This is a genomic window from Winogradskyella aurantia (assembly GCF_002266855.1).
GTDB classification, from domain to species: Bacteria; Bacteroidota; Bacteroidia; order Flavobacteriales; family Flavobacteriaceae; genus Winogradskyella; species Winogradskyella aurantia.
This window is the reverse complement of sequence record NZ_NGJN01000008.1, coordinates 41,551-68,302: the sequence shown is the minus strand read 5'-3', so window position 1 is coordinate 68,302 and position 26,752 is coordinate 41,551. Positions and strand designations below refer to the sequence as shown.

Below are 26,752 nucleotides of genomic sequence, written 5' to 3'. Positions count from 1 at the left end.
TCAACAATGAGTATCTTATTAAAACCTATTATCACTGAAAAAGCAACAACGCAGAGCGAGTTGCTAAATGCCTATGCATTTGAAGTGAATACAAAGGCGAACAAGGTAGAAATCAAAAAGGCTGTAGAGGCCGCTTATGGTGTTTCTGTTGAAAAAGTTCGTACGATAAATGTCCGTCCAGAACGAAAGACCCGTTTTACAAAAACGGGTGTTCAGCATGGTAAAACAAATGCCGTTAAAAAGGCAATTGTACAGCTGGCGGAAGGTGAAACAATAGATTTATACGCTAACATGTAATTAGACACGAATGTCAGTTAGAAAATTAAAACCGATTACATCAGCCCAGCGTTTTAGAGTAGTTAATGGATTTGACAGCATTACTACTGATAAGCCGGAGAAAAGTTTACTTGCTCCGAAAAAAAGGTCTGGTGGTAGAAACAGTCAAGGAAAAATGACTATGCGCTATAAAGGCGGAGGTCATAAGAGAAAGTATCGTATCATAGATTTTAAACGTGAGAAAACTGGAATTCCAGCAGAGGTTAAAACTATTGAATACGATCCAAACAGAACAGCATTTATTGCTTTGCTTAATTACCAAGACGGTGAGAAGCGATATGTGATTGCGCAAAATGGTTTACAGGTAGGGCAAAATGTAGTGTCTGGTACTTCAGGTATAGCTCCAGAGATTGGAAATGCTATGCCGCTAAGTGAAATACCATTGGGTACCATTGTGTCCTGTATAGAACTTCATCCAGGTCAAGGTGCCGTATTGGCTCGTAGTGCCGGTGCTTTTGCTCAGTTAATGGCGCGAGATGGTAAGTTTGCAACGGTAAAATTGCCTTCTGGAGAAACGCGAATGATTCTTGCAACTTGTATGGCAACCATAGGTGTTGTTTCAAACTCGGATCACCAATTGGTGGTATCAGGTAAAGCTGGAAGAAGCAGATGGCTAGGACGACGTCCACGTACAAGACCAGTGGTAATGAACCCAGTAGACCATCCAATGGGTGGTGGCGAAGGTAAGTCTTCAGGTGGTCATCCAAGATCTAGGAACGGCATACCTGCTAAAGGTTACAGAACACGTTCTAAGACCAAAGCGAGCAACAAGTATATTGTAGAACGTAGAAAGAAATAATTAAGAAAGTATGGCACGTTCATTAAAAAAAGGACCTTATATCCACTATAAATTAGAAAAGAAAGTTGCAGAAAATGTTGCAGCTAACAAAAAGACGGTTATTAAAACTTGGTCGAGAGCATCAATGATATCTCCGGATTTCGTAGGTCAGACTATCGCAGTTCACAACGGTCGTCAATTTGTACCAGTTTATGTAACTGAAAACATGGTAGGTCACAAGTTAGGAGAATTTTCACCAACACGATCTTTTAGAGGTCACGCTGGTGCTAAGAATAAAGGTAAAAAATAAGAATCATGGGAAGTCGTAAAAAACAGATGGCAGAAGCCATTAAGGCTGAGAAAAAGCAGATTGCTTTTGCTAAGCTAAATAACTGTCCTACATCTCCAAGAAAAATGCGTTTAGTCGCAGATTTAATTAGAGGTGAGAAGGCTGAGAAGGCATTATCGATTCTTAGATTTAGCCCAAAGGAAGCATCGCGTCGTTTAGAAAAACTAGTTTTATCTGCCATAGCTAATTGGCAGGCTAAAAATGAAGATGCTGATATTGAGCAGGCAGATTTATTTATCAAGGAAATCCGTGTAGACGGAGGAACCATGCTAAAGCGTTTGCGTCCTGCACCTCAAGGGAGAGCACATAGAATCAGAAAGAGATCAAATCACGTCACAGTTGTGGTAGATTCGTTAAATAAAACACAAAGCTAAGATAGAGATATGGGACAAAAGACAAATCCAATCGGAAATCGTTTAGGTATTATCAGAGGATGGGAATCTAACTGGTATGGTGGCAATGATTATGGAGATAAGCTTGCCGAGGACGATAAGATTAGAAAGTATGTTCACGCACGTTTATCAAAAGCTAGTGTGAGTAGAGTAATTATTGAGCGTACGCTTAAACTTGTAACCGTTACTATCACTACTGCTAGACCTGGTATTATTATCGGAAAAGGTGGTCAAGAGGTAGATAAGTTAAAAGAAGAGCTTAAGAAAATTACTGGTAAAGAGGTTCAATTGAACATCTTTGAAATTAAAAGACCTGAACTAGATGCACATTTAGTAGCTGCAAGTGTTGCCCGTCAAATAGAAAGCCGAATTTCTTACAGACGTGCAATAAAAATGGCCATTGCTGCTGCAATGCGTATGAATGCTGAAGGAATTAAAATTCAAATTAGTGGTCGTTTAAACGGTGCTGAAATGGCGCGTTCTGAGCACTATAAAGAAGGACGTATTCCGTTATCTACATTTAGAGCAGATATAGATTATGCTCTTGTTGAAGCACATACTACTTATGGTAGATTAGGTGTGAAAGTGTGGATTATGAAAGGTGAAGTTTATGGAAAAAGAGAACTTTCTCCATTAGTTGGCCTTTCTAAGAAGCAAGGAAAAGGTGGACGAGGTGGAAATAAATCACGTCGTAGAAAGTAATTTTTTAAAGAAAAGAGAAAATGTTACAGCCTAAAAGAACAAAATTTCGAAAGCAGCAAAAGGGTCGAATGAAGGGTAATTCCGGAAGAGGTCATTTGTTATCAAATGGTACCTTCGGTATAAAGTCATTAGACTCATGTTTTATAACTGCGCGTCAAATAGAAGCAGCACGTATTGCCGCTACACGTTACATGAAAAGAGAAGGTTCGTTGTGGATTAAGATTTTTCCAGACAAGCCGATTACCAAAAAACCTCTTGAAGTACGTATGGGTAAAGGAAAAGGTGCCGTTGAATATTGGGCAGCTGTTGTAAAACCAGGACGTATATTGTTTGAAGTAAGTGGAGTACCAATTGAAGTTGCTCAAGAAGCACTTCGTTTGGCGGCCCAAAAGCTTCCAGTAAAAACTAAGTTTATCATAGCTCGGGATTACGAAGCTTAATAACATAAAATTATGAAGCAATCAGAAATTAAACAGCTTTCAACGGCTGAGTTACAAGAAAAACTTAGTGAGACTAAAAAGAGTTATGCAGACCTGAAAATGGCTCACGTAATTTCTCCTTTAGAAAACCCAATTCAACTTCGTTCAGTAAGACGTACGGTAGCTAGATTGGCGACGGAATTAACTAATAGAGAAGGACAATAATTGTATTCTGCTGAAAGATGGAAAAAAGAAACTTAAGAAAAGAACGCGTAGGAGTTGTTACCAGTAACAAAATGGAGAAATCAATTGTGGTCTCCGAGGTGAAAAAAGTAAAGCATCCTATGTATGGAAAATTCGTGTTAAAGACAAAAAAATATGTTGCGCACGATGAGAAAAACGACTGCAACGAAGGTGATACTGTAAAGATTATGGAAACAAGACCTTTAAGTAAATCCAAGTGTTGGAGATTAGTAGAAATAATTGAAAGAGCGAAGTAATTATGGTACAACAAGAATCAAGATTAAAAGTAGCTGATAACACTGGTGCAAAGGAAGTATTAACTATCCGAGTATTAGGTGGGACAAAAAAGCGATATGCTTCAGTTGGAGATAAAATAGTTGTTTCAGTTAAGGATGCAACGCCAAACGGAAGTATAAAAAAAGGTGCTGTATCAACAGCTGTTGTTGTGCGAACTGCTAAGGAGGTAAGACGTCCTGACGGATCATACATCCGCTTCGATGACAATGCGTGTGTATTATTAAACCCACAGGGAGAAATGAGAGGTACGCGTGTTTTTGGTCCTGTAGCAAGAGAACTTCGCGATAAGCAATTTATGAAAATCGTATCATTGGCACCAGAAGTGCTTTAATTGATAAATAAGATGATAAAGTCTAAAATAAAAACAGGAGATACCGTTCAGGTCATAGCTGGGGATCATAAAGGTTCTGAAGGCAAGGTCCTTACGGTATTGAGAGATAAGAACAAAGCTATCGTAGAAGGTGTTAACATGGTTAAGAAACACACTAAACCAAGTGCGCAGAACCCTCAAGGTGGCATTGTTGAAAAAGAAGCAGCTATTCATATGTCTAATCTATCCTTGTTAACCAATAAAGGGGAAACAACTAGAATTGGCTTTAGAATGGAAGGCGATAAAAAAGTGAGATTTTCTAAAAAATCTAATGAAGTAATTTAATTATGGCTTACGTTGCAAGATTAAAAAAAGAGTATAAGGACAAAGTAATTCCTGCTCTAACGGAAGAATTTGGATATAAAAATGTAATGCAGGTGCCAAAACTTCAAAAGATAGTAATATCTAGAGGAGTGGGTGCTGCTGTTGCTGACAAGAAATTAATTGATCATGCAGTGGACGAGCTTACAAATATATCTGGTCAAAAAGCTGTGGCTACAATTTCTAAGAAAGATGTGGCGTCATTTAAATTACGTAAGGGCATGCCCATTGGTGCTAAAGTGACATTACGAGGAGAACGTATGTATGAGTTCTTAGATCGTTTGGTAACTTCAGCCTTGCCACGAGTAAGAGATTTCAATGGGATTAAGGCTACAGGTTTTGACGGAAGAGGAAATTATAATTTAGGTATAACCGAACAGATTATTTTCCCAGAAATTGATATTGACAAGATCAATAAAATCTCTGGTATGGATATTACGTTTGTAACTACTGCTGAAACGGATAAGGAAGCAAAGTCGTTATTAGCAGAATTGGGTTTACCATTTAAAAAGAATTAATTATGGCTAAAGAATCAATGAAAGCCCGTGAGGTTAAGCGTGCTAAAACGGTTGCTAAATATGCAGAAAAACGCAAAGCTTTAAAAGAAGCTGGTGATTATGAAGCATTGCAAAAGCTTCCAAAGAACGCCTCACCTATACGTATGCACAATAGATGTAAACTTACAGGAAGACCAAAAGGTTATATGAGACAGTTTGGTATTTCTCGAGTTATGTTTAGAGAAATGGCTAATAAAGGGCTGATTCCAGGAGTTAAGAAAGCAAGTTGGTAAAATTATAAATTGGTCTCAGGTTCAGGCTGTACCAACGTCTGAAAACCGTTACCGCAAATTAATAACTATGTACACAGATCCAATAGCGGATTATTTAACGCGAGTTAGAAATGCTGTGAAAGCAAACCACCGTGTGGTTGAAATCCCGGCGTCTAACTTAAAAAAAGAAATAACTAAAATATTGTTCGATCAGGGCTATATTCTAAGTTATAAATTTGACGATTCGTCTGCCCAAGGTACTATTAAAATCGCCTTGAAATACAACAGAGACACTAAAGAGTCGGTCATTAAGAAAATTCAAAGAATCAGTAAACCAGGTTTACGTAAATATGCTAGTGCTAACGAAATGCCTAGGGTCTTAAATGGTCTAGGAATTGCAATTGTTTCTACGTCACACGGTGTGATGACTGGAAAACAAGCGGAGAGAGAAAACGTTGGTGGCGAGCTATTGTGTTACGTATACTAAAAACAGGAAAAAATGTCTAGAATAGGTAAAAACCCAATAACAATTCCTGAAGGTGTAACTGTAGAGGTTAAGGATAATATGATAACTGCCAAGGGCAAGTTAGGAGAATTAACCCAAGAGTATTCAGAAATTGAAATAAAAGTAGAAGACGGTACAATAACATTAGAGCGCTCTTCAGAAAAAAATGAATTTAAGGCAAAGCACGGCTTATACAGAGCTTTAATTGCCAATATGATAGAAGGTGTTTCTAACGGATGGACTAAACAATTAGAATTGGTTGGTGTAGGTTATAGAGCGTCTAATCAAGGACAAAAATTAGATTTAGCAATAGGTTTCTCTCACAATATCGTTATGGACATAGCTCCAGAAGTAAAGGTAGAGACGGTTACTGAGAAAGGTAAAAATCCTATAGTGAAATTAACATCGCACGACAAGCAATTGGTTGGACAGGTAGCAGCTAAAATTAGAGGCTTCAGAAAACCAGAACCTTACAAAGGAAAAGGTATCAAGTTTGTTGGTGAACAAATCAGAAGAAAAGCAGGTAAATCAGCTTAATAGTTAAGTTATGGCACTAACAAAGAACGAAAGAAGAATACGCATAAAAAACAGAATTCGTAAAGTAGTTTCTGGTACGGAAGCTAGACCGAGATTATCTGTTTTTAGAAGCAATAAGGAAATCTATGCTCAAGTTGTAGATGATTTAACTGGAAAAACTATAGCTGCAGCGTCCTCTAGAGATAAAGACATTGCAAAGGCTAAAGGAAACAAGACCGAAATCGCAGCTTTAGTTGGTAAAGCTGTTGGAGAAAAGGCTATGAAGGCTGGTGTTGAGACTATTTCTTTTGATAGAGGTGGTTACTTATATCACGGAAGAGTAAAATCATTAGCGGAAGGCGCTAGAGAAGCAGGACTTAAATTTTAAGACATTATGTATCAAAAGTATAAAAACGCAGAATTAGTTAAACCAGGTGGACTAGAACTAAAAGACCGCTTAGTAGGTGTACAGCGTGTAACCAAAGTAACGAAAGGTGGTAGAGCATTTGGCTTCTCTGCAATAGTTGTTGTCGGTGATGAGGAAGGCGTGGTTGGTCATGGATTAGGAAAATCTAAAGACGTGGCAACTGCGATAGCTAAAGCGATAGAAGATGCTAAGAAAAATTTAGTTAGAATTCCTATCATAAAAGGAACGCTTCCGCATGAACAAAAGGGCAAGTACGGTGGTGCGCGGGTAAATATTATTCCTGCTGCCCCTGGTACTGGAGTTATAGCCGGTGGTGCTGTGAGAACGGTTCTAGAAGCTGTTGGTGTGCATGATGTACTCTCTAAGTCTCAAGGCTCTTCAAATCCTCATAACGTTGTAAAAGCGACGTTTGATGCGTTATTACAATTAAGAGACGCAAGAGCAGTGGCTAAAGAGCGTGGGATTTCGCTTGAAAAAGTTTTTAACGGATAATCTAAAGGATAAGATGGCAAAGATTAAAGTAACGAAGGTAAAAAGTGCAATCAATCGTACCAAAACCCAAAAGCTTACATTAGAAGCTCTAGGTTTAAAGAGAATTGGTCAAGTCGTTGAGCACAACGCCACACCAAATATCCTTGGTATGGTTAAGAAAGTAGAACATTTAGTTTCTGTAGAGGAAGCTTAAAAATAATAACTTAAAATGGATTTAAGTAATTTAAAACCTGCAGAAGGTTCAGTAAAAAGTCAAGGTAAACGCGTTGGTCGTGGTCAAGGATCTGGTAAAGGTGGCACGGCCACTAGAGGACACAAAGGTGCTAAGTCGCGTTCAGGATACTCTAAAAAATTAGGATTTGAAGGTGGGCAAATGCCACTACAAAGACGAGTTCCTAAATTTGGTTTTAAAAATATCAACAGAGTTGAGTACCAAGGGGTGAATATAGACACCCTTCAAGAATTGGTAGATGCTAAGAAAATAAAAGATACTGTTGATTTTGAAACACTTGTCTCTTTAGGATTAGCTAGAAAAAACGATTTAGTTAAAATTTTAGGTAGAGGTGAATTAAAATCCAAGTTAAACGTCACTGCTCATAAATTTACTGCTACAGCAAAGGCTGCTATTGAAGCTGCTGGTGGTGAAGCCGTAACTTTATAAGATTATAAGGATGAAGATAATAGAAACATTAAAAAACGTTTGGAAAATCACGGAACTTAAGGATAGGATTATGCTAACCCTTGGTTTGTTGTTGGTCTATCGTTTTGGTGCTCAAGTAGTGTTACCTGGTATCAATATTAATGCCCTAGGTGGTTTACAAGATGGAACTAATAGTGGACTTTTAGGCTTGTTAAATGCATTTACAGGAGGTGCATTTGCGAATGCTTCAGTATTTGCATTGGGTATCATGCCTTACATATCAGCCTCTATTGTTGTTCAATTAATGGGTATTGCAATTCCTTATTTACAAAAATTGCAGAAAGAGGGTGCTAGTGGACAAAAGAAAATAACACAAATTACCAGATGGTTAACTATCGGGATTTGTTTAGTTCAAGCTCCAGGTTATTTAGCTAGTATTCCGGCTCTGTCTGGTGCGCCAGCATTGAGTTCATTATTGGTACCTAATTTTAGTGAAACGGTCTTTTACTTTTCTTCTGTTATTATTCTGGTTACTGGTTGTGTATTCGCTATGTGGTTAGGAGAAAAAATTACAGATAAAGGTATAGGAAATGGTATTTCATTATTGATTATGGTTGGTATTATTGCCACCTTGCCGCAATCCTTTATGCAAAATGCATTATCAAGGACTGAAGGAAATGGAGGATTCATGATGATATTAATCGAATTAGTGATTTGGTTTCTCATTATTCTAGCCTCTGTCTTTTTGGTAATGGCAGTTCGAAAAATTGCGGTTCAATATGCAAGACGTACGGCATCTGGAGGCTATGAAAAAAATGTATTTGGTTCAAGGCAGTTTTTACCCTTGAAATTGAATGCATCTGGTGTAATGCCTATTATCTTTGCACAAGCTATTATGTTTGTGCCAAGTCTAGTAGGGCGTTCTTTATCTGAAGGATCAACGGCAGGTCAATGGTTGCAAGCACAATTTAACGATATCTTCGGTTTGTGGTACAATGTAGTATTTGCCCTGTTGATTATAATATTCACTTACTTTTATACGGCCATTACAGTTCCAACCAATAAAATGGCTGATGATTTAAAGCGAAGTGGGGGTTTTATTCCAGGAATTAGACCAGGTACAGAAACTGCTGAATATTTAGACAAAATAATGTCGCAAATAACCTTACCAGGGTCTATTTTCTTAGCATTGATTGCAGTATTTCCTGCATTTATTGTCAAGTTAATGGGCGTGCAGCAAGGATGGGCATTGTTCTTTGGAGGTACATCGCTGTTAATTATGGTCGGTGTGGCCATTGATACTATGCAACAGATTAATTCTTATTTATTAAATAAGCATTATGATGGCTTGATGAAAACTGGTAAAAATAGGAAAGCAGTAGCTTAATATAAAAATACTATGGCAAAACAAGCAGCAATAGAACAAGACGGGACCATTATTGAAGCATTATCAAATGCCATGTTCCGTGTAGAATTAGAGAATGGTCACATAGTGACTGCCCATATATCTGGTAAAATGAGAATGCATTACATTAAATTGTTACCAGGAGACAAGGTGAAATTAGAAATGAGTCCTTATGATTTAACTAAGGCTCGTATAACGTATAGATACTAATCATAGTATTTAAAAAAAATTAAAACAGATGAAAGTAAGAGCATCAGTTAAAAAAAGAAGTGCCGATTGTAAATTGGTACGACGAAAAGGAAGACTTTACGTAATTAACAAAAAGAATCCTAGATTCAAACAAAGACAAGGCTAGTTATGGCAAGAATTGCAGGTGTAGACATACCAAAACAAAAAAGAGGTGTAATCTCCTTAACCTATATCTATGGAATAGGTAAGAGTAGAGCCAAAGAAATTTTAGCTACGGCTAAAGTTGACGAAGGAATAAAAGTACAGGATTGGACTGATGATCAAATTGGTGCCATTCGTGAGGCTGTGGGTTCATTTAAAATTGAAGGTGAATTGCGTTCTGAGACTCAATTAAACATTAAGCGATTAATGGATATTGGGTGTTACAGAGGAATTCGTCATAGAGCGGGTCTTCCGTTGCGTGGTCAGCGCACAAAGAATAACTCTAGAACAAGAAAAGGTAGAAGAAAAACAGTTGCTAACAAGAAAAAGGTAACTAAATAATAATTAATTAAGACAACAGTCATTAGTAATTAGACGTTAGATGAATCTGTATGAAATGTAAAAGTTTAGGATTCTAACAACTAAAAGCTAACAACTATAAACTAAAAAATATGGCAAAGTCAAGTACTAAAAAACGTAAGGTAATTGTTGATGCAATTGGAGAAGCGCATATAACGGCATCTTTCAATAACATCATCATTTCCTTGACTAATAAAAAAGGAGATGTCATTTCTTGGTCATCAGCGGGTAAGATGGGCTTTAGAGGTTCTAAAAAGAATACGCCTTACGCCGCCCAATTAGCAGCGGAAGATGCAGGAGGTGTGGCTAAAGAGGCAGGACTTAAAAAAGTTAAGGTCTATGTAAAAGGCCCAGGAAACGGAAGAGAATCTGCAATCCGATCACTTCATAATACAGGTATTGAAGTAACAGAAATCATTGACGTTACACCTTTACCGCACAATGGTTGTCGTCCTCCAAAACGAAGAAGAGTTTAAAAGACGTTTAATTACAATAATATCAACCTCATAGATGGTTGATATTAGGTTTTTATGCGTAAATTTGCAAACTGAAAAATAAACAAGTATCAACGAGAGGTCAACGTAAGCAGAAGGATAAGAACAAATAAGACCTTAATTCTGCAAGCACTCTCATAATTTATTAAAAATGGCAAGATATACTGGTCCTAAAACTAAAATCGCTCGTAAATTCGGGCAACCTATTTTCGGAGACGATAAAGCTTTCGAAAAGAGAAATTACCCTCCAGGGCAGCACGGTAACAACCGTCGTCGTGGTAAAAAATCTGAATACGCAATCCAATTAATGGAGAAGCAAAAAGCTAAATATACTTACGGTATATTAGAAAAGCAATTCAGAAATATGTTTAAAAAAGCAACCGCTGCTCAAGGTATTACCGGTGAAGTACTATTACAATTGTGTGAGTCACGTTTAGATAACGTTGTCTACAGAATGGGTATTGCACCGTCTAGAAGTGCTGCAAGACAGTTGGTTTCTCACAGACACATTACAGTCAATGGCGAAAAGGTGAACATCCCTTCGTATCAATTGAATGCTGGTGATGTTGTTGGTGTAAGAGAAAAATCAAAATCACTTGAGGCTATTCAAAATGCATTAGCTAACTCTAGCAATGTGTATGAATGGATTACATGGAATAATGAAACTATGGAAGGAACTTATGTTTCTGTTCCAGCGCGAATTCAAATTCCAGAACAAATCAACGAACAATTTATCGTTGAACTTTACTCTAAATAATTAATAACTGATACAAAACGCAATATGGCAATATTAAATTTTCAGAAGCCCGACAAAGTAATCATGATTGATTCCACTGATTTTGAAGGTAAGTTTGAATTTAGACCTTTAGAACCAGGATACGGATTAACGGTAGGAAATGCCTTAAGAAGAGTATTGTTGTCTTCTTTAGAAGGTTTTGCTATCACATCAGTTAGAATTGAAGGTGTAGATCATGAATTTTCTACAATACCTGGAGTAGTTGAGGATGTAACTGAAATGATATTAAACTTAAAGCAAGTTAACTTTAAGCGTCAAATAGATGAAATTGACAATGAGACTGTCACAATTTCAATCTCAGGTCAAGAGCAAATCACTGCTGGTGATTTTCAAAAATTTATTTCAGGATTTCAAGTGTTAAATACAGATTTAGTCATCTGTAACTTGGACCCTAAGGTAAATATCAATATGGAGTTAACTATTGAAAAGGGTAGAGGTTATGTTCCCGCTGAAGAAAATAAAAAAGCTTCCGCACCAATGGGAACCATCTTTACAGATTCAATATACACGCCGATAAAGAATGTAAAGTACAGTATTGAAAATTTCCGTGTGGAACAGAAAACAGATTATGAAAAACTGGTTTTTGAAATAATCACGGATGGTTCCATACATCCTAAGGATGCATTAACTGAAGCGGCTAAGATATTGATACATCACTTTATGTTATTCTCAGATGAGCGTATCACACTAGAAGCTGATGAAATAGCCCAGACTGAAACTTATGATGAGGAATCTCTTCACATGAGACAATTATTGAAAACCAAATTAGTGGATATGGATCTTTCAGTCCGTGCCTTAAATTGTTTAAAGGCTGCTGAAGTAGATACTTTAGGTGACTTGGTTTCATTTAATAAAAATGATTTAATGAAGTTTAGAAATTTTGGTAAAAAATCATTAACAGAGCTAGAAGAACTGGTAAGTGTTAAGGGCCTAAATTTCGGAATGGATTTAAGTAAGTATAAATTAGATAAAGATTAATTATAACTCCTTTATAGTTTTGCTCCTTACAAGAGTTGTAGCAAGATAGAGGTTTAAAACAAAGGTCATGAGACACGGAAAAAAATTCAATCATTTAAGTCGTAAAACGGCACATAGAAAGTCAATGTTGGCGAATATGGCCTGTTCTTTAATAGAACACAAGAGAATCAATACGACTACGGCAAAAGCAAAGGCTTTGAAACAGTTCATCGAGCCCATGATTACCAAGTCTAAAACGGATACAACACACAACAGACGTATTGTATTTTCTAAATTAAGACAAAAAGAAGCTGTAGCAGAATTGTTCAGAGACGTTGCTGCCAAAATAGGTGATCGACCAGGTGGTTACACCCGTATTATTAAATTGGGTAACAGACTTGGGGATAACGCAGATATGGCCATGATAGAATTGGTAGATTATAACGAGCTTTACAATGCTGGTAAGACGGCTAAGAAATCAACCCGTAGAAGTAGAAGAGGTGGAAAGAAATCCTCAGCAACTACACCACCGGCAGTAGAACCAAAAGCTACTAACGAAGAAGAATAATGTTAATAAGCATTTATAAATATCAAGGATAAACTTTTTAAGTTTATCCTTTTTTTTTGGAATTTTGTAAAACTTACTTCCTGCAGATCAGGACGTCATTCAAACTAAAAACATGAAATATAAACAACGGAAAAAAGCTATTATCCTATTGGCTGATGGAACCATTTTTTACGGAAAATCAATAGGTAAAGAAGGTACGGCCTTCGGTGAGGTTTGTTTTAATACCGGTACTACTGGCTATCAAGAAATTTTTACAGACCCGTCTTATTTTGGTCAGTTAATGGTGACGACCAATGCCCATATCGGAAATTATGGAACAAAGGCCGATGAGGTAGAGTCAGACGATATTAAGATTGCAGGGCTTATCTGTAAAAATTTCAGTTTTGAATACTCCAGACCTGCTGCAGATTTATCCCTTGAAGCATTTTTTGAGAGATATAATACATTAGCTATTTCAGATGTAGATACACGTGCATTAGTAAGTTACATAAGGGAAAAAGGAGCTATGAATGCGGTGATATCTACAGAGGTAGATAAGATAGATGACCTTAAGAAGCAGTTGGCTAAAGTGCCTTCTATGGAAGGATTGGAGTTAGCCTCAAAAGTTTCAACCAAAGAGCCGTATTTTGTTGGTGACGAAAATGCAACTTATAAAATAGCCGCTTTAGACATTGGGATAAAGAAGAACATTTTGAGGAATTTGGCTAAGCGAGATGCTTATGTCAAAGTATTTCCATATAATTCAAAGTTTGAGGATTTAGAAGCATTTAAACCGGATGGTTATTTTTTATCCAATGGTCCTGGTGATCCAGAGCCATTAATTGAGGCTAAAGAGGTCGCAAAGGAAATAATAAAAAGGAATAAACCCTTATTTGGTATTTGTTTAGGGCACCAGGTTATCGCCTTGGCAAATGGAATTTCAACCTACAAGATGCACAATGGTCACAGGGGCATTAATCATCCTGTAAAGAACTTATTAACAGGAAAGGGGGAGATTACTTCTCAAAATCACGGATTCGCTATTAACAGAGAAGAAACTGAGGCCAACCCCAATGTTGAAATTACTCATGTGCACCTCAATGATAATACAGTAGCGGGAATTAAAATAAAAGATAAAAATTGCTTTTCGGTGCAATACCATCCAGAGGCCAGTCCTGGTCCTCATGACTCTGACTATTTGTTTGATCAATTTATTGAAAACATCAAGAATAATTAGGAAAAAAGCGCAATGAAAAATAAAAATCATTGCGTTTTTTGCTCTACGAAAACATTATAGTAAAAATTAATCGCATTTATGATTTTTCTTCTGTTTTACCCTTTTGTTTTTTGTAAATTTGAAAGTATTCAACGATAAAAATCCATAAAAAATGAGCATTATAATTAATGTACACGCAAGACAAATATTAGATTCAAGAGGTAATCCAACAGTAGAAGTAGATGTCCTCACAGAAAGTGGAATAATGGGAAGGGCGGCAGTGCCTTCTGGTGCGTCCACTGGTGAGCATGAAGCTGTTGAGCTTAGGGATGGTGGTGATACATATATGGGGAAAGGTGTTCTAAAAGCCGTTGAAAATGTTAACTCGATAATCGCTCAAGAACTTTTAGGGATTTCTGTCTTTGAACAGAATATGATAGACCAATTAATGATTGAGATAGACGGTACACCTAATAAATCCAAGTTAGGAGCTAACGCCATCTTAGGCGTTTCACTTGCCGTTGCAAAAGCGGCGGCCAATGAATTAGGAATGCCTTTGTATAGGTATGTTGGAGGTGTGTCGGCAAATACCCTTCCGGTGCCCATGATGAATATAATTAATGGAGGTTCCCATAGCGATGCACCAATTGCTTTTCAAGAATTTATGATAATGCCCGTGAAGGCTGAAGACTTTACCCACGCCATGCAGATGGGAACTGAAATTTTCCATAATTTGAAAAAGGTATTACACGATAGAGGTCTGAGCACTGCTGTTGGAGATGAAGGTGGGTTTGCACCAAATTTAGCTGGTGGAACTGAAGATGCTTTAGATACGATTAATACTGCTGTTGAAAAGGCTGGTTATAAACTGGGTGACGACGTTATGATAGCCCTAGACTGCGCTGCTGCAGAATTTTACAAGGATGGTAAGTATGATTATACGATTTTTGAGGGTGATAAAGGTGTTGTGAGAACAAGTGCAGAACAGGCAAAGTACTTGGCCGATCTAGCCTCTAAATACCCTATAATTTCCATAGAAGATGGTATGGATGAAAATGATTGGGATGGTTGGAAAGACTTAACCGAGCGAATAGGGGATAAGGTACAGCTCGTGGGTGATGATTTGTTTGTGACCAATGTAGACCGCTTATCAAAGGGTATTGAAAACGGCATCGCAAATTCAATTTTAATTAAGGTAAATCAAATAGGATCTTTAACAGAAACAATTTCTGCTGTTAATATGGCTAAAAATGCTGGGTATACTTGTGTAATGTCCCACCGATCAGGTGAGACGGAGGACACTACTATCGCTGATCTAGCTGTAGCCTTAAACACTGGTCAAATAAAAACAGGTTCGGCATCTCGTAGCGATCGTATGGCTAAATATAATCAGCTCTTAAGAATAGAAGAAGAACTTGGGGATGTGGCTTATTTTCCACAGAAAAAAGCATTTAAGGTCCAGAACTAATTCTTCAAATTGAAATATTTAAAAACCCTTCACTAGTGAGGGGTTTTTTTGGCAATCAATTGTTAAAACCAATCTAATTCTAGTTTCGAAATCGTTTGAGATTTCGTAATTTTGTAACTCTTTGAAACAAAAAATTACACTCACAATATGTCAGACAAAGCTACCTTAGAAGTAAACGGTGAAAAATATGAATTCCCTGTTATTAGGGGAACGGAAAATGAAGTTGCTATAGATATCAAAACCTTAAGAAGTTCTACTGGTGGTATTATAACAATAGACCCTGGTTATAAAAATACGGGTAGTTGTGAGAGTGCCATAACATTTCTTGATGGTGAAAAGGGTATTCTTAGATACAGAGGGTATTCTATTGAGGAGCTAGCGGAAAAGGCGGACTTTCTAGAAGTAGCATTTCTTCTCATTTTTGGGGAATTGCCAAATAAAGAGCAATTAGAAAAATTTCATACAGATATAAAGTCTCACTCTGTAGTTGATGATGATGTTAAGAAGATTTTAGACGCTTTTCCAAAATCAGCTCATCCGATGGGAGTTTTATCCTCATTGACGTCTGCTTTAACAGCTTTCAATCCGTCGTCTGTGGATGTTAATTCAGAGGAGGACATGTATAATTCCATAGTGCGGATTTTGGGTAAGTTTCCTGTTTTAGTGGCATGGACCATGCGCAAAAAGCACGGGTTACCTTTAGAATATGGAGATGACAACTTGGGCTATGTTGAAAATGTACTGAAAATGATGTTCAAAAACCCAAATAGGGAATATGAGCAAAACCCGATATTGGTAGATGCCTTGGATAAGTTATTGATACTTCATGCAGATCATGAGCAAAATTGTTCGACATCAACAGTTAGAATTACCGGGTCATCTCACGCAGGCTTATTTGTTTCTTTAGCTTCTGGGATATCAGCACTTTGGGGACCGTTGCATGGAGGGGCTAACCAAGCTGTTTTAGAGATGTTAGAAGCCATCAAGGAAGATGGTGGTGATACTAAGAAATATATGTCTAAAGCAAAGGATAAAGATGATCCATTCCGATTAATGGGATTTGGTCATAGGGTATATAAGAATTTTGATCCACGAGCCAAAATTATAAAAAAGGCAGCTGATGAAGTACTCGGAAACTTAGGTGTTGAAGATCCTATATTGGATATCGCAAAAGGATTGGAAAAAGAAGCGCTAGAAGACCCGTATTTCGTAGATAGAAAATTATACCCAAATGTAGATTTTTACTCTGGTATAATTTACAGAGCCATGGGAATTCCGGTAGAAATGTTTACCGTAATGTTTGCTCTTGGTAGATTACCAGGTTGGATAGCTCAATGGAGAGAAATGCGCTTGCGAAAGGAGCCAATTGGAAGACCTCGTCAGCTTTACATAGGTGAGACCTATAGAGCATTCAAAACATTAGATAAACGTTAGTTGTCTTTATATATAAAACAAAAGAAAAGCTTCATAATTTTATGAGGCTTTTTATATGAGAATACATATGAAATTAAATATTCAAAACGAGACTTCAAGGCTAAGAGCTGTAATTTTGGGAACCGCTGAGAGTAACGGGCCAGTGCCAAAACCAGAAGCCTGTTACGATCCTAAAAGTTTACAACATGTTCTAGCAGGTACTTATCCTAAGGAAGAAGATATGAAAAGGGAAATGGCAGCATTTGCTGAGGTCTTGAAAAAATACGACGTTAAAGTCTATCGCCCTAAAGTTATACAAGACTATAACCAGATTTTTGCAAGGGATATTTCTTTTGTTATTGAAGATAAGATTATCATTGCCAATATCCTACCAGATCGCAAACGTGAAATTGAGGCCACCGAATATGTTTGGACTCATGTGGACAAATCCAATAGAATTATCTTACCAGATGATTGCCATGTTGAAGGAGGTGATGTTATGCCTTGGAATGATTATATTTTTGTAGGTACGTATACTGGAGAGGATTATGCTGATTTCATCACAGCTCGAACCAATATTCAAGCGGTTAGAGCAATACAAGGCTTATTTCCGCATAAAAAAGTAAAGGCCTTCCAACTTAGGAAGTCCAACACGGATCCAAAGGAGAATGCCCTTCATCTAGATTGTTGCTTTCAGCCCATCGGTAAGGACAAGGCAATAATTCATAAAAATGGGTTTTTAGTTGAAAGTGAATATCAATGGCTCGTTGATTACTTTGGTGCGGATAATATTTTTGAAATCACAAAAGACGAAATGTACGATATGAACAGTAATATTTTCTCAATTTCAGAAGATGTGATTGTTTCAGAACGCAACTTTACGAGACTAAACTCATGGTTACGAGCCCATGGATTTATTGTGGAGGAAGTCCCCTATGCAGAAATTGCAAAACAAGAGGGTTTGCTGCGTTGCTCTACTATGCCCTTAATAAGGGATTAAACCTAGTTGTTCAATCCCCATTTACAAGAGCCAAAGAATATACTCTAAGACTTAACCCTTAATGTTGACCTTTTTTAAACCCGTAGGTGTTTTGGCCAATAAAATCATGAGGAAATTTATCATCACCTTTAAATCCAATTTCTATAGTACCGCTATCTTCAGGGATATAATCAGTTTTAAATAGATAGTCCCAAAGACTTAAGCTTATACCGTAATTAACGCCATTTTTCCCCTCTGGTAAATGGTAAGCGTGGTGGTACAAGTGCATAACCGGATTATTGAAAATATACTTAAGAGGTCCCCAAGTAATTTTAATATTAGAATGGTTGAGGTGACCAATAGCAATGGCAATAAAATGAACAATATAGGCCTGCTCTGGCTCAAACCCTCCAAGTATCATAACCCCAAAGGTTTTTAAAGGCTTATATAAAATATTCTCCATCCAGTGGTATCGTAAATGGGCAGCAAAGCCCATTTCCTTAACACTGTGGTGTACTTTATGAAATTTCCAAAGGAAGCCATAACGATGTAATAATACATGTGTAAACCATTGTACAAAGTCTAGCACAATAAAGAAAACAAATAATTGCAGTCCAGGTGCCCAATTTGAAATATCCACAATGGCAAGACTTTTTGCAGTGATGTTTATATCACTAAATAGTACTCCTAAAACTTCATATACTCCACTCACGACAATGGCGAAAATGAAAAAATTAAAAAACATATAAAATGCATCTAACCAGAAGTCGCGTCTAAAAATAGATTGGTTTTTTCGCCATGGAAAGGCTATTTCCAAAAACCAAACAACTAAGGAGATGGCAATAAGGCCCCAAAAGTAATTTGTATACCAAGGCACTTCAAAAATAATTGATTTCCAGGTCCATGTTAATGTGCCTTCAAAGGCATTTACGAATGCGTCTAAATACTTTTCCATTTTATTTTTTAATTAGAGAGACTTGATCATTTTCAAAAGGTAAATTGTTAAAATAACTCCATTCTACCCAAGAGCCATCATAATTTTTAACATTTTGATGACCTAATATTTGAGTCAACACAAAGGTACTATGTGCTGATCGAACACCAGTATGGCAATATAAAACAATCAAATCTGTTTTTTTTATGTTTAACTTTCTATACTTTTTTTTAATTTCTTCTATTGTTTTGAATCGTTGGTCCCCGTCGTAATTAATACTTTCGGCCCAATCAATATGTAAACTTTCTGGAATCCTTCCTGATTTCGTTGCTCCATTTTTGTGGGTCTTACCGGTATATTCATCCAAAGTTCTTGTATCTATAACTGTTACGTCCGATTTTAAAGCCTGTTCAAGCTCCGCTTTTGATATATGATAAACCATAGAAGCATTATCAGATAGCTCAAAAGTGGAAGGCTTGAATTTAACCTTTTGCGTTGTCAATGAACCATTGTTTAACGCCCATGCTGAAATACCTCCATTTAATATCCTTACATTTTTAAAGTCATAGTTTTGTAATACCCACCATAATCTTGCAGCTTCACACATGCCGTTGTCATCATACACTATAATAGTATCGTTAGAATTGATTCCTAATTGACCAAAAACAGCTTGAATCTGCGATTTACTTGCCATCATTCCTCTATAAGGGTAAGAACTATCCTCTATATCTGTTCGCCATATATTCAAAGCTTTAGTTATGTGTCCCTTATCGTATTCGTCTTTTTTTCTAAAATCCAACAATTTTATGTTTGGTTGGTTTATTATAGCTTTTAGTTCTGCAGCCTCAATTAAATTACCTTCATTATGATTAGGTATTACGACCTGCTTCTCTTTCTGACATGCCCACGAGAGTACAACTAAAATTAAAAAATTAATCCTCCAACTCATACCATTCAATATCTGTTAAAGTCATTCGTCTTCCCTTTGCTTTTGGCGGATAGTTGGTGACTAAATAATTGACTATAATTTCTTGATTACCCCCCAAGTCCCATAAGTTCTGTGTCTCTTGCATCCATTTAATAGTGGTATTCCAACCTTCTTTAGTCATTCTGTTTTGTGTGACTAATTTAGCAGAATGGCAATTGGTACAATTATTAACAACTACCATAAGCCCTTCACTATCAATTAGTCCTGTCCTCACATGTATACCATTTTCTATACGATCTTCATCTTCAACAGGGGTTATAGAGGCTATTTCTGATTTTGCTTTAAAATCGAAAGCACCTGGATTATTCACATAATAAATTAAGCTCCCTCCAGTAACAACAAACAAGCCAAATAATACCATTAATAAGTGATATATCCTTCTAACTTGTTTTCTGAATGTGCTTTCCTTATTCATTAACTTACCTTAACCGCTATACGATGACAAGCGTTATTCAAATACCCTTTCGGATTCCAACCTGGTAATACCATTGGTTGCGCATTTCCTTTTGTATCCGTGGCTCTTGCCCAAACTTCATAATAACCCAACTTTGGTAAATCAACAGAAGCTGAAAAATGTTGCCATGCTAATCTATTTGCAGGTGCTTCTAGCTTACAATCCTTCCAAGTTGAACCAAAATCTATAGAATACTCTACTTTAGTTACCTCTAGTTCTCCTGCCCAAGCATGCCCTCTTATATTTAAGGATTTACCTTTTTTGATTATTGCTCCAGATTTAGGATATGTTATCAATGACTTTACAGGCATAGATTCTATAATGCACATATCTTCATCCTTGACCTTAGCTCCTGGAGCCACAGGCTCGCAAGGTACTCTATAGGCTGTACCTGTCATTTTTGTTCCGTCGTGTACTTTATTGCGTATACTGATTCGGTTGACCCATTTACCAGATACCGAAGCTGGCCAACCTCCGGCCACGAGGCGCAAGGGGTAGCCATGGATAAGAGGAATGTCCTTTCCATTCATTTTGAAAGCCAAAAGGGTTTCATCCTGTAATGCCTTAGACATAGGACAACCTCTGGAAATTGGTTCTTTATTAGGGTCTAAACTGAGATGTTTATCTACTGCATGAAATCCAATATAAACAGCATTATTTCTAATGCCTGCATCCTGTAAAACATCGCGCAAACGAACGCCAGTCCATGAAGCGCAGTGTACAGCACCAACAGTCCATTGGTTGCCTTTAGCGGGTGGGTTAAATTCTGCACGACCGTTGCCACCACATTCTATAGTTAATTGATATGTGTGTTGCTCGAATTTAGACTTTAACTCTTGTAGCGTATAAGTCTTTTTGTTTTTTACCGATTCGCCATCAATTGTCAATGTCCAGTTTTTAGCATCTATATCCTCTGGAACCAAACCATTATTTCTGATAAACATGGAGGCATTAGGTGTAATATTATCGTCCAATAGGTGTGCCTGAGATTCGATATTCCACGGCTTATCATTAAGGACAACCATATCCTTGTGCTTATTAAAGAGTTTGAAAGGATCTGGATCTTGTAAAGCTAACGGTGTGTAACCTTTTAGCATATTAGAGCCAAAAACCACCTCTGTTCCTATGAGCGCTGCAATAGAACTAAGCGTCCCTTTTTTAACGAAATCTCTTCTTTTCAAAATATTGAATTTATAAGCTACCTAAATAATTAATTAAGATACATTTTTTTCAAATATGTCTTTGTAACCAATGTTACACATCGGTTTAATATCAATTGGAAGGTTATAGGTTTGTATTCATTTTACAGGTAATAGAATTTAAAATAGGCCTTTTAACGGTATTTTAGTTAGTACTCCATAATGATCAACTCCATTACTATATTTTAAATGATATGAAATACTAATATTATCTTGTAAGGCCCATATAAGTGGGTTTTTGAATAGAATTAAAATAGATAATTCATTTTTGTGTATTGGAATTAGTAAGTAGTTACCTATATAATTGAACAGTTTAAACGCTACGTGGCATGAAGTCGTGTAACATATGTTACATAAGAAAAAAATAGATACTACTACATTGTTAGTATCTATTAAATAATATAAACATGAACAGTTTACAAAAAGACTTCGAAACAAAGTTTACAGGATGGGCCTTTATTTTGGCAGCATTATTATTATGGCTGGGTTGGGCCTTATCCCCACATCATATAGGTGAATACATCGTGGCATCGGATTTTGAAGCGATTGGAGAAAATGTATGGACCTGGATTTGGATGTATCGCATACATATTTTTGGCTGGGTGACTATGGGTATTGCTTTATTTGCTCTTGTATCTGTAACAGCTCGAAGACCTTATAGGGTCGTAATTTTGCCAGGTGCAGGTATGGTAATCATTGGCACGTTTACCTTGGCCATAGCAAACGCATATTTCTATAATTTCGGAGCTTGGGGCGTTGGAGAAACTGCAGGGAAAACGCCCGTTGAAATAGAGGCTTTTATGCATGACATATTGTTCACAAATCAGTATGTGACCTGTTTTATAAGGTTTGGCCGTATCTTTTCTGGTGTTGGTTTGGTCTTATTGGGCTATGCTTTAATTAAATGGCATATGGTGAGTAAATGGTTGGGTTGGTTTACTGCTCTTTTAGGTCTTGCTGCGATGGGTATCATCTTAGCTATCCCAGATAATTTTGAAATATACAAACCATTATTTCATATCAAAGTCATTTGGTTGATTGCTATGGGCGCTGTTGTGTTAAAGCAAGGCATAAATCTACCAAAGTCTGAAGCCTAGATATCGCACTATAAATTTTATTTTGACTTATAATCATTTTGAAATCACCAATAAAATTGGTGATTTCTTTTTTTAGATAGCATTAACTTATTTGCGATATAAGAAGTAATTTTTGACTAAGTTGATATACTCTTGTTTTGCCTGGTCTTGACTAATATCTTGAACTTGAAAAAGAGCATTGGTCTTGAAAGCATTTATAATTTGCTTTTTACTATTCGGTCGACCGTAGTCATTTGTTGCCTTTTTGTAGTAGGCATATAATCGTAATAAAAAGTCAGCAGGAAAAGGAGCTGTATGCGAATTAACGCGCTCAACGGCATCCCTAAATTCTATTTCGAGTTCCTCAGGTGTCATTTCACTTCGGCAATAATGGTTTCGCCACCACGAACGCTTTGGTTAATTTCTACTTTTATGTCAGCATTTAAAGGTAAAAATAAATCTACTCTTGACCCAAATTTAATAAAACCGGAATCAGCGCCTTGTGTGGCCATAGTATTTACTTTTGCATAGTTGACAATGCGTCTAGCAAGTGCCCCGGCGATTTGTCTGTATAACACTTTACCAAAACGATTATTTTCAATTACAACGGTAGTCCGTTCATTTTCCTCACTAGATTTAGGGTGCCAAGCTACCAAATATTTCCCAGGGTGGTATTTACTATAAACAATTGTGCCTGTTACAGGATATCTTGTTACATGCACGTTTAGTGGGGACATAAAAACAGAAACCTGAATACACTTTTCCTTTAGAAATTCTTTTTCAAAAACCTCCTCAATAACTACAACTTTACCATCAACAGGAGACAGTGCATTATTCTCATTAGTATGTGTATGTCGCTTAGGGTTCCTGAAAAATTGGAGAATGAGTACAAAGATAATAAGTACAGCAATCATTAAAGCCTTTCTCAACCATTCAATAGTCATGAATTCGTCTATTAGAAAAAATGAACCAACTACGAAGACTAGTGTAGTAAAAATGATTTTATGCCCTTCTCTGTGAAACATAACTATGAAATTCTTAAAAATAAATATATAAAAGGTGCGGCAAATATAAGACTATCCAAGCGGTCTAATAAACCGCCATGGCCAGGCATGATAATTCCACTGTCCTTAACTCCTGCCTGTCGCTTAAATTTTGATTCGATTAAATCTCCAAAAGTTCCAAGAACACTTACAATGATGGCTAAGATGAGCCAACTATTAAAACTTAATGTTTCTGTATATAAAGCAATAAAATAGCTTGAAATACATGCAAACAGCAAACCTCCTAAAAAACCCTCTACCGTTTTTTTAGGGGAAATACTCGGAAATAATTTTTGATGTCCAAAATTTTTACCAACCAAATAGGCCGCACTATCGTTGACCCAAATAAGAATGAAGCTGCCTAGTAAAAGTAATGGTGTGAATTCATTTTTATAATTTCCTATTTGCAACATAAAAATAAAGCCGCTTGAGAGGTAAAAGGTTGTTGTTATGAAGCGTTTAGATTCAAAGAGTGGTATTTTCTTGGTGGTAAATAGATCTTTAATCAAGATAAGATTCACAAAAATTGTGATGACCAATAAAATTTGAATTACCTCATCACTTTCGGGTAAACCTGAATTTTGGACACATAAATATCCGAAAACAATATAAAAGATGGTGAAAATGATATATGGAACTACAGATTTTAAAGAGATAAGTTTATTAAATTCAATCAGGCTTATTATTCCAAACACAAAAAGAACAAGGAATAAACCTTGCTGAAAATAAAGGGAACAAATCAATAACAAGGCATAGATTAATCCAGAAATTGCTCTTGTAAATAACTCTTTCATTACAGATCTTCAAGTAGAAGTAAGTACAAATTCTTAGCGCTGCTTCCGTAAGTTAAGAAGTCTTTATCGTCAACCGTCTTAAAATGCTTAATGGTAGTAATATTTGTAGGTATAGTAGATTTACTTTTGGCCTTGATACCCTTTAGACCTTCACCAATATTTTCAACAAATTGGCTGGTAGTGGCATAAATGATAAAATGATCAGGAAGTTCTTGTAATTTCTTTTCAGCGATTTGATTTGATGATATTAGTAGTGAGCCGTCGTCTGAAATTAAGTATTCACAAGTTGATAAAAAATAGGCGCTTTCGGAAACGAGCTTGGTGGTATTGATATTAAAATCCTTAAAAAGAGCCTTTAGTCGCTCATCGATTAGAAAGACCTTTTCATCTTGCCAGTTATTTTCCTCTAAGATGGAATTAAAGCTATCCTTGATTTCATCCATATTTTCACAATATAGAAATTTACCTCCGTTAGCTTTAAAGTTTATGGTAAATCGCTCATCTGCAGGCAACTTAATCTCAGGCATATATTTGCCACGCTCTTGATTAGGAATGCTTTCTTCAGTTTTATCTGATTTTTTACCGAAGAGTTTACGAAATAAGCTCATTCAATAGGTGCTGTTATAAGGAATTAGGTATTTATCAAATATAAAAAAACTTAAACGAACATACTGTCAATTTAAGTTTTTTATAGGTTTGGCGTATTTCACTCCTCTTCCGAGATATCCTGATTCGGTTCTTCCTTTGCTGCCTCTTCGAAACTTTCTTGTTTTTCAAATGGACGTTTTCCGAATATTTTTTCCAGGTTGTCTTTAAAAATAACTTCTTTATCTAACAGTACTTCTGCTAGTTGCGTCAATTTATCTTTGTTCTCTTCTAACAGCTTGACGGCACGGACATATTGTTCTTCAATAATATCGGAAATTTCTTTATCGATAAGTTCTGCTGTACGCTCGCTATATGGCTTTGTAAACCCATATTCAGATTGTCCCGATGAATCGTAATAAGTTAAGTTCCCCACTTTTTTACTCAGGCCATAAATGGTGACCATGGCTCTTGCCTGCTTGGTAACTTTCTCTAAATCGCTTAAAGCACCTGTAGAGATTTGACCAAAGGTAACCTGCTCTGCTGCACGCCCACCCAAAGCAGCACACATTTCGTCTAACATTTGTTCCGGCCTAACAATAAGGCGTTCTTCTGGTAAGTACCAGGCAGCTCCAAGAGAGCGACCTCTCGGCACAATAGTCACTTTTACCAACGGGGCGGCATGTTCTAACATCCAGCTGATCGTGGCATGACCTGCTTCATGGAAAGCCACGGCTCTTTTTTCTTCTGGTGTTATAATTTTATTCTTCTTTTCCAGACCGCCAATGATTCTATCCACGGCGTCAAGAAAATCTTGCTTGTTAACCGCTTTTTTTCCTTTTCTAGCAGCAATTAGGGCAGCTTCATTACAAACGTTTGCAATGTCCGCACCTGAGAATCCGGGTGTTTGTTTTGCTAAAAACTCAATATCTAGTGTCTCTTCCTTCTTTAGTGGTCTGAGATGAACTTCAAAGATTTCTTTACGCTCCCTAACGTCTGGTAAATCAACATATATTTGACGGTCAAATCGGCCTGCCCGCATAAGAGCGCTGTCCAATACGTCAGCTCGGTTAGTTGCGGCCAATACAATCACATTGGTATTGGTGCCAAAACCATCCATTTCGGTTAAGAGCTGGTTTAAGGTGTTTTCGCGCTCATCATTAGAGCCGGAGAAGTTATTCTTACCTCTTGCCCTTCCAATCGCATCAATTTCATCTATAAAAATAATTGAAGGAGACTTTTCCTTAGCTTGTTTGAAAAGGTCTCTAACTCGAGAAGCACCAACACCAACAAACATTTCCACAAAGTCAGAACCCGAGAGTGAAAAGAACGGCACTTTAGCTTCCCCTGCGACAGCTTTAGCTAATAACGTTTTACCTGTTCCTGGAGGCCCTACCAATAAAGCACCTTTTGGTATTTTTCCTCCTAAGGCAGTATATTTTTCTGGATATTTTAGAAAGTCAACTATTTCCTGAACTTCTTCTTTAGCTCCTTCTAAACCTGCAACATCCTTAAAAGAGGTTTTCGTATCTGTTTTTTCATCAAAAAGCTTTGCTTTGGATTTTCCAATATTAAATATTTGGCCTCCAGCTCCACCACCTCCGCCTGAAGACATGCGGCGCATAATGAATATCCAAACACCAATTATTAAAACAAAAGGCAGTAAGGTCAATAAAAAGTCACCCCAGACATTATGTTCTGTCTCGTAGGTAAGTTCAGTAGTTAGATTATTTTCCTTAATTGTTTCATTTACATCATCCTCGAAATTTTCAAGGCTACCAAACTCAAACTTGTAATTAGGCACCGGAGTTACCGATGGAAACATCGTTTTGGGTACTGATTTTTTATGTACCTCTTGTTCTTGAGCTTCTTTTGTAAGGTATACTCGAGCCTCTCTCTTATTTACAATCTCAACTTTTTCAACATCTCCCTTGCTTAAATAGTCTAAAAACTGGGCCGGAGTTGTTTGAGTTCCTGTGGAGCCTCCAAAACCACCTGAGAATAGTTGTATTGAAATGAATACCGCTATAATAACACCATAAATCCAATACGGATTTACTTTAGGTTTTTTATTTGAATTTTTATTGTCTTTTGCCAT

General features: G+C 36.8%; 40 protein-coding genes. 31 read left to right on the top strand and 9 right to left on the bottom strand.

Annotated features, from left to right (window positions below; translation table 11 throughout):
* The first annotated feature begins 6 nt into the window (after window positions 1-6).
* From rplW to CA834_RS13395, 30 genes are all read left to right on the top strand, one after another.
* Window positions 7-297 (top strand): 50S ribosomal protein L23, encoded by a 291-nt coding sequence (rplW, locus tag CA834_RS13540; RefSeq protein ID WP_094969261.1) that lies wholly within the window; start codon window positions 7-9, stop codon window positions 295-297.
* A gap of 10 nt (window positions 298-307) precedes the next feature.
* Window positions 308-1,135 carry a 50S ribosomal protein L2 gene (gene rplB, locus CA834_RS13535; RefSeq protein WP_094969260.1) on the top strand — a complete coding sequence of 276 codons (828 nt, stop codon included), beginning with the start codon at window positions 308-310 and terminating at the stop codon, window positions 1,133-1,135.
* Window positions 1,136-1,145: 10 nt separating this feature from the next.
* The gene (rpsS, locus tag CA834_RS13530; protein WP_094969259.1) at window positions 1,146-1,424 is read left to right on the top strand and encodes a 30S ribosomal protein S19; all 279 of its coding nucleotides are present in this window, start codon (window positions 1,146-1,148) and stop codon (window positions 1,422-1,424) included.
* Between the two features lie 5 nt (window positions 1,425-1,429).
* Window positions 1,430-1,837 (top strand): 50S ribosomal protein L22, encoded by a 408-nt coding sequence (rplV, locus tag CA834_RS13525; RefSeq protein ID WP_094969258.1) that lies wholly within the window; start codon window positions 1,430-1,432, stop codon window positions 1,835-1,837.
* A 9-nt stretch (window positions 1,838-1,846) separates the two neighbouring features.
* Complete coding sequence (gene rpsC, locus CA834_RS13520; RefSeq protein ID WP_094969257.1) at window positions 1,847-2,557, top strand: 30S ribosomal protein S3; 711 nt, start codon at window positions 1,847-1,849, stop codon at window positions 2,555-2,557.
* Window positions 2,558-2,577: 20 nt separating this feature from the next.
* On the top strand, window positions 2,578-2,997 hold the full coding sequence (gene rplP / locus CA834_RS13515) for a 50S ribosomal protein L16 (RefSeq protein ID WP_094969256.1): 420 nt from the start codon (window positions 2,578-2,580) through the stop codon (window positions 2,995-2,997).
* A 12-nt stretch (window positions 2,998-3,009) separates the two neighbouring features.
* On the top strand, window positions 3,010-3,201 hold the full coding sequence (gene rpmC / locus CA834_RS13510; protein WP_094969255.1) for a 50S ribosomal protein L29: 192 nt from the start codon (window positions 3,010-3,012) through the stop codon (window positions 3,199-3,201).
* 17 nt (window positions 3,202-3,218) lie between these two features.
* Window positions 3,219-3,476, top strand: coding sequence for a 30S ribosomal protein S17 (gene rpsQ / locus CA834_RS13505; RefSeq protein WP_094969254.1), 258 nt, complete (start codon window positions 3,219-3,221; stop codon window positions 3,474-3,476).
* A gap of 2 nt (window positions 3,477-3,478) precedes the next feature.
* Complete coding sequence (gene rplN, locus CA834_RS13500) at window positions 3,479-3,847, top strand: 50S ribosomal protein L14 (RefSeq protein ID WP_094969253.1); 369 nt, start codon at window positions 3,479-3,481, stop codon at window positions 3,845-3,847.
* A 12-nt stretch (window positions 3,848-3,859) separates the two neighbouring features.
* Entirely contained in the window at window positions 3,860-4,171 is a 312-nt protein-coding gene (gene rplX / locus CA834_RS13495; RefSeq protein ID WP_094969252.1) for a 50S ribosomal protein L24, read from the top strand.
* 2 nt (window positions 4,172-4,173) lie between these two features.
* On the top strand, window positions 4,174-4,725 hold the full coding sequence (rplE, locus tag CA834_RS13490; RefSeq protein WP_094969251.1) for a 50S ribosomal protein L5: 552 nt from the start codon (window positions 4,174-4,176) through the stop codon (window positions 4,723-4,725).
* 2 nt (window positions 4,726-4,727) lie between these two features.
* Window positions 4,728-4,997, top strand: coding sequence for a 30S ribosomal protein S14 (rpsN, locus tag CA834_RS13485; RefSeq protein WP_076620346.1), 270 nt, complete (start codon window positions 4,728-4,730; stop codon window positions 4,995-4,997).
* Window positions 4,998-5,064: 67 nt separating this feature from the next.
* A complete protein-coding gene (gene rpsH / locus CA834_RS13480) occupies window positions 5,065-5,463 on the top strand; it encodes a 30S ribosomal protein S8 (RefSeq protein WP_094969250.1) in 399 nt (132 codons plus the stop codon).
* A gap of 12 nt (window positions 5,464-5,475) precedes the next feature.
* A complete protein-coding gene (gene rplF, locus CA834_RS13475) occupies window positions 5,476-6,018 on the top strand; it encodes a 50S ribosomal protein L6 (RefSeq protein WP_094969249.1) in 543 nt (180 codons plus the stop codon).
* Between the two features lie 10 nt (window positions 6,019-6,028).
* Window positions 6,029-6,385: a 50S ribosomal protein L18 gene (gene rplR / locus CA834_RS13470; protein WP_094969248.1), complete on the top strand. Its 357-nt coding sequence runs from the start codon at window positions 6,029-6,031 to the stop codon at window positions 6,383-6,385.
* Between the two features lie 6 nt (window positions 6,386-6,391).
* Window positions 6,392-6,916: a 30S ribosomal protein S5 gene (rpsE, locus tag CA834_RS13465; protein WP_094969247.1), complete on the top strand. Its 525-nt coding sequence runs from the start codon at window positions 6,392-6,394 to the stop codon at window positions 6,914-6,916.
* A gap of 13 nt (window positions 6,917-6,929) precedes the next feature.
* Window positions 6,930-7,109, top strand: coding sequence for a 50S ribosomal protein L30 (gene rpmD, locus CA834_RS13460; RefSeq protein ID WP_094969246.1), 180 nt, complete (start codon window positions 6,930-6,932; stop codon window positions 7,107-7,109).
* A 15-nt stretch (window positions 7,110-7,124) separates the two neighbouring features.
* Entirely contained in the window at window positions 7,125-7,577 is a 453-nt protein-coding gene (gene rplO, locus CA834_RS13455) for a 50S ribosomal protein L15 (RefSeq protein WP_094969245.1), read from the top strand.
* A 10-nt stretch (window positions 7,578-7,587) separates the two neighbouring features.
* Window positions 7,588-8,943: a preprotein translocase subunit SecY gene (gene secY, locus CA834_RS13450; protein WP_094969244.1), complete on the top strand. Its 1,356-nt coding sequence runs from the start codon at window positions 7,588-7,590 to the stop codon at window positions 8,941-8,943.
* A 12-nt stretch (window positions 8,944-8,955) separates the two neighbouring features.
* Entirely contained in the window at window positions 8,956-9,171 is a 216-nt protein-coding gene (gene infA, locus CA834_RS13445; RefSeq protein ID WP_007094967.1) for a translation initiation factor IF-1, read from the top strand.
* A gap of 28 nt (window positions 9,172-9,199) precedes the next feature.
* Complete coding sequence (gene ykgO / locus CA834_RS13440; RefSeq protein ID WP_008269159.1) at window positions 9,200-9,316, top strand: type B 50S ribosomal protein L36; 117 nt, start codon at window positions 9,200-9,202, stop codon at window positions 9,314-9,316.
* 2 nt (window positions 9,317-9,318) lie between these two features.
* On the top strand, window positions 9,319-9,693 hold the full coding sequence (rpsM, locus tag CA834_RS13435) for a 30S ribosomal protein S13 (protein WP_094969243.1): 375 nt from the start codon (window positions 9,319-9,321) through the stop codon (window positions 9,691-9,693).
* Window positions 9,694-9,803: 110 nt separating this feature from the next.
* Complete coding sequence (rpsK, locus tag CA834_RS13430; protein WP_094969242.1) at window positions 9,804-10,187, top strand: 30S ribosomal protein S11; 384 nt, start codon at window positions 9,804-9,806, stop codon at window positions 10,185-10,187.
* Window positions 10,188-10,356: 169 nt separating this feature from the next.
* Entirely contained in the window at window positions 10,357-10,962 is a 606-nt protein-coding gene (rpsD, locus tag CA834_RS13425) for a 30S ribosomal protein S4 (RefSeq protein ID WP_094969241.1), read from the top strand.
* A gap of 24 nt (window positions 10,963-10,986) precedes the next feature.
* Window positions 10,987-11,979, top strand: a complete 993-nt coding sequence (locus CA834_RS13420; protein ID WP_094969240.1) for a DNA-directed RNA polymerase subunit alpha — start codon at window positions 10,987-10,989, stop codon at window positions 11,977-11,979.
* A 67-nt stretch (window positions 11,980-12,046) separates the two neighbouring features.
* Window positions 12,047-12,526, top strand: a complete 480-nt coding sequence (rplQ, locus tag CA834_RS13415; protein WP_094969239.1) for a 50S ribosomal protein L17 — start codon at window positions 12,047-12,049, stop codon at window positions 12,524-12,526.
* A 112-nt stretch (window positions 12,527-12,638) separates the two neighbouring features.
* The gene (gene carA / locus CA834_RS13410) at window positions 12,639-13,742 is read left to right on the top strand and encodes a glutamine-hydrolyzing carbamoyl-phosphate synthase small subunit (RefSeq protein WP_094969238.1); all 1,104 of its coding nucleotides are present in this window, start codon (window positions 12,639-12,641) and stop codon (window positions 13,740-13,742) included.
* A 151-nt stretch (window positions 13,743-13,893) separates the two neighbouring features.
* Window positions 13,894-15,189, top strand: a complete 1,296-nt coding sequence (gene eno / locus CA834_RS13405) for a phosphopyruvate hydratase (RefSeq protein WP_094969237.1) — start codon at window positions 13,894-13,896, stop codon at window positions 15,187-15,189.
* 147 nt (window positions 15,190-15,336) lie between these two features.
* The gene (locus CA834_RS13400) at window positions 15,337-16,623 is read left to right on the top strand and encodes a citrate synthase (RefSeq protein ID WP_094969236.1); all 1,287 of its coding nucleotides are present in this window, start codon (window positions 15,337-15,339) and stop codon (window positions 16,621-16,623) included.
* A 67-nt stretch (window positions 16,624-16,690) separates the two neighbouring features.
* Window positions 16,691-17,602: a dimethylarginine dimethylaminohydrolase family protein gene (locus CA834_RS13395; protein ID WP_094969235.1), complete on the top strand. Its 912-nt coding sequence runs from the start codon at window positions 16,691-16,693 to the stop codon at window positions 17,600-17,602.
* A gap of 58 nt (window positions 17,603-17,660) precedes the next feature.
* Here CA834_RS13395 and CA834_RS13390 read toward each other — a convergent pair whose 3' ends face one another.
* The 4 genes from CA834_RS13390 to CA834_RS13375 are packed head-to-tail and all read right to left on the bottom strand — an operon-like array spanning window position 17,661 to window position 21,138.
* Window positions 17,661-18,536, bottom strand: coding sequence for a sterol desaturase family protein (locus CA834_RS13390; protein WP_094969234.1), 876 nt, complete (start codon window positions 18,534-18,536; stop codon window positions 17,661-17,663).
* A 1-nt stretch (window position 18,537) separates the two neighbouring features.
* The gene (locus CA834_RS13385) at window positions 18,538-19,464 is read right to left on the bottom strand and encodes a sulfurtransferase (protein ID WP_094969233.1); all 927 of its coding nucleotides are present in this window, start codon (window positions 19,462-19,464) and stop codon (window positions 18,538-18,540) included.
* Entirely contained in the window at window positions 19,448-19,918 is a 471-nt protein-coding gene (locus CA834_RS13380) for a monoheme cytochrome C (protein WP_094969232.1), read from the bottom strand. Before CA834_RS13380 ends, CA834_RS13385 begins: the two co-directional genes overlap by 17 nt.
* The gene (locus CA834_RS13375; protein ID WP_094969231.1) at window positions 19,918-21,138 is read right to left on the bottom strand and encodes a sulfite oxidase; all 1,221 of its coding nucleotides are present in this window, start codon (window positions 21,136-21,138) and stop codon (window positions 19,918-19,920) included. Before CA834_RS13375 ends, CA834_RS13380 begins: the two co-directional genes overlap by 1 nt.
* 425 nt (window positions 21,139-21,563) lie before the next feature.
* On the opposite strand from CA834_RS13375, the gene CA834_RS13370 reads away from it, so the two are divergent.
* Window positions 21,564-22,253, top strand: a complete 690-nt coding sequence (locus CA834_RS13370) for a hypothetical protein (RefSeq protein ID WP_094969230.1) — start codon at window positions 21,564-21,566, stop codon at window positions 22,251-22,253.
* Window positions 22,254-22,340: 87 nt separating this feature from the next.
* Here the strand turns inward: CA834_RS13370 and CA834_RS13365 are convergent, their stop codons facing one another.
* The 5 genes from CA834_RS13365 to ftsH form a co-directional block, all read right to left on the bottom strand.
* A complete protein-coding gene (locus CA834_RS13365) occupies window positions 22,341-22,607 on the bottom strand; it encodes an acyl-CoA-binding protein (RefSeq protein ID WP_094969229.1) in 267 nt (88 codons plus the stop codon).
* Window positions 22,604-23,257, bottom strand: coding sequence for a phosphatidylserine decarboxylase family protein (locus CA834_RS13360; protein ID WP_094969228.1), 654 nt, complete (start codon window positions 23,255-23,257; stop codon window positions 22,604-22,606). Before CA834_RS13360 ends, CA834_RS13365 begins: the two co-directional genes overlap by 4 nt.
* 2 nt (window positions 23,258-23,259) lie before the next feature.
* Complete coding sequence (locus CA834_RS13355; RefSeq protein ID WP_094969227.1) at window positions 23,260-24,069, bottom strand: phosphatidate cytidylyltransferase; 810 nt, start codon at window positions 24,067-24,069, stop codon at window positions 23,260-23,262.
* Window positions 24,069-24,677: an LUD domain-containing protein gene (locus CA834_RS13350; protein ID WP_094969226.1), complete on the bottom strand. Its 609-nt coding sequence runs from the start codon at window positions 24,675-24,677 to the stop codon at window positions 24,069-24,071. Before CA834_RS13350 ends, CA834_RS13355 begins: the two co-directional genes overlap by 1 nt.
* 98 nt (window positions 24,678-24,775) lie before the next feature.
* Entirely contained in the window at window positions 24,776-26,752 is a 1,977-nt protein-coding gene (gene ftsH, locus CA834_RS13345) for an ATP-dependent zinc metalloprotease FtsH (RefSeq protein WP_094969225.1), read from the bottom strand.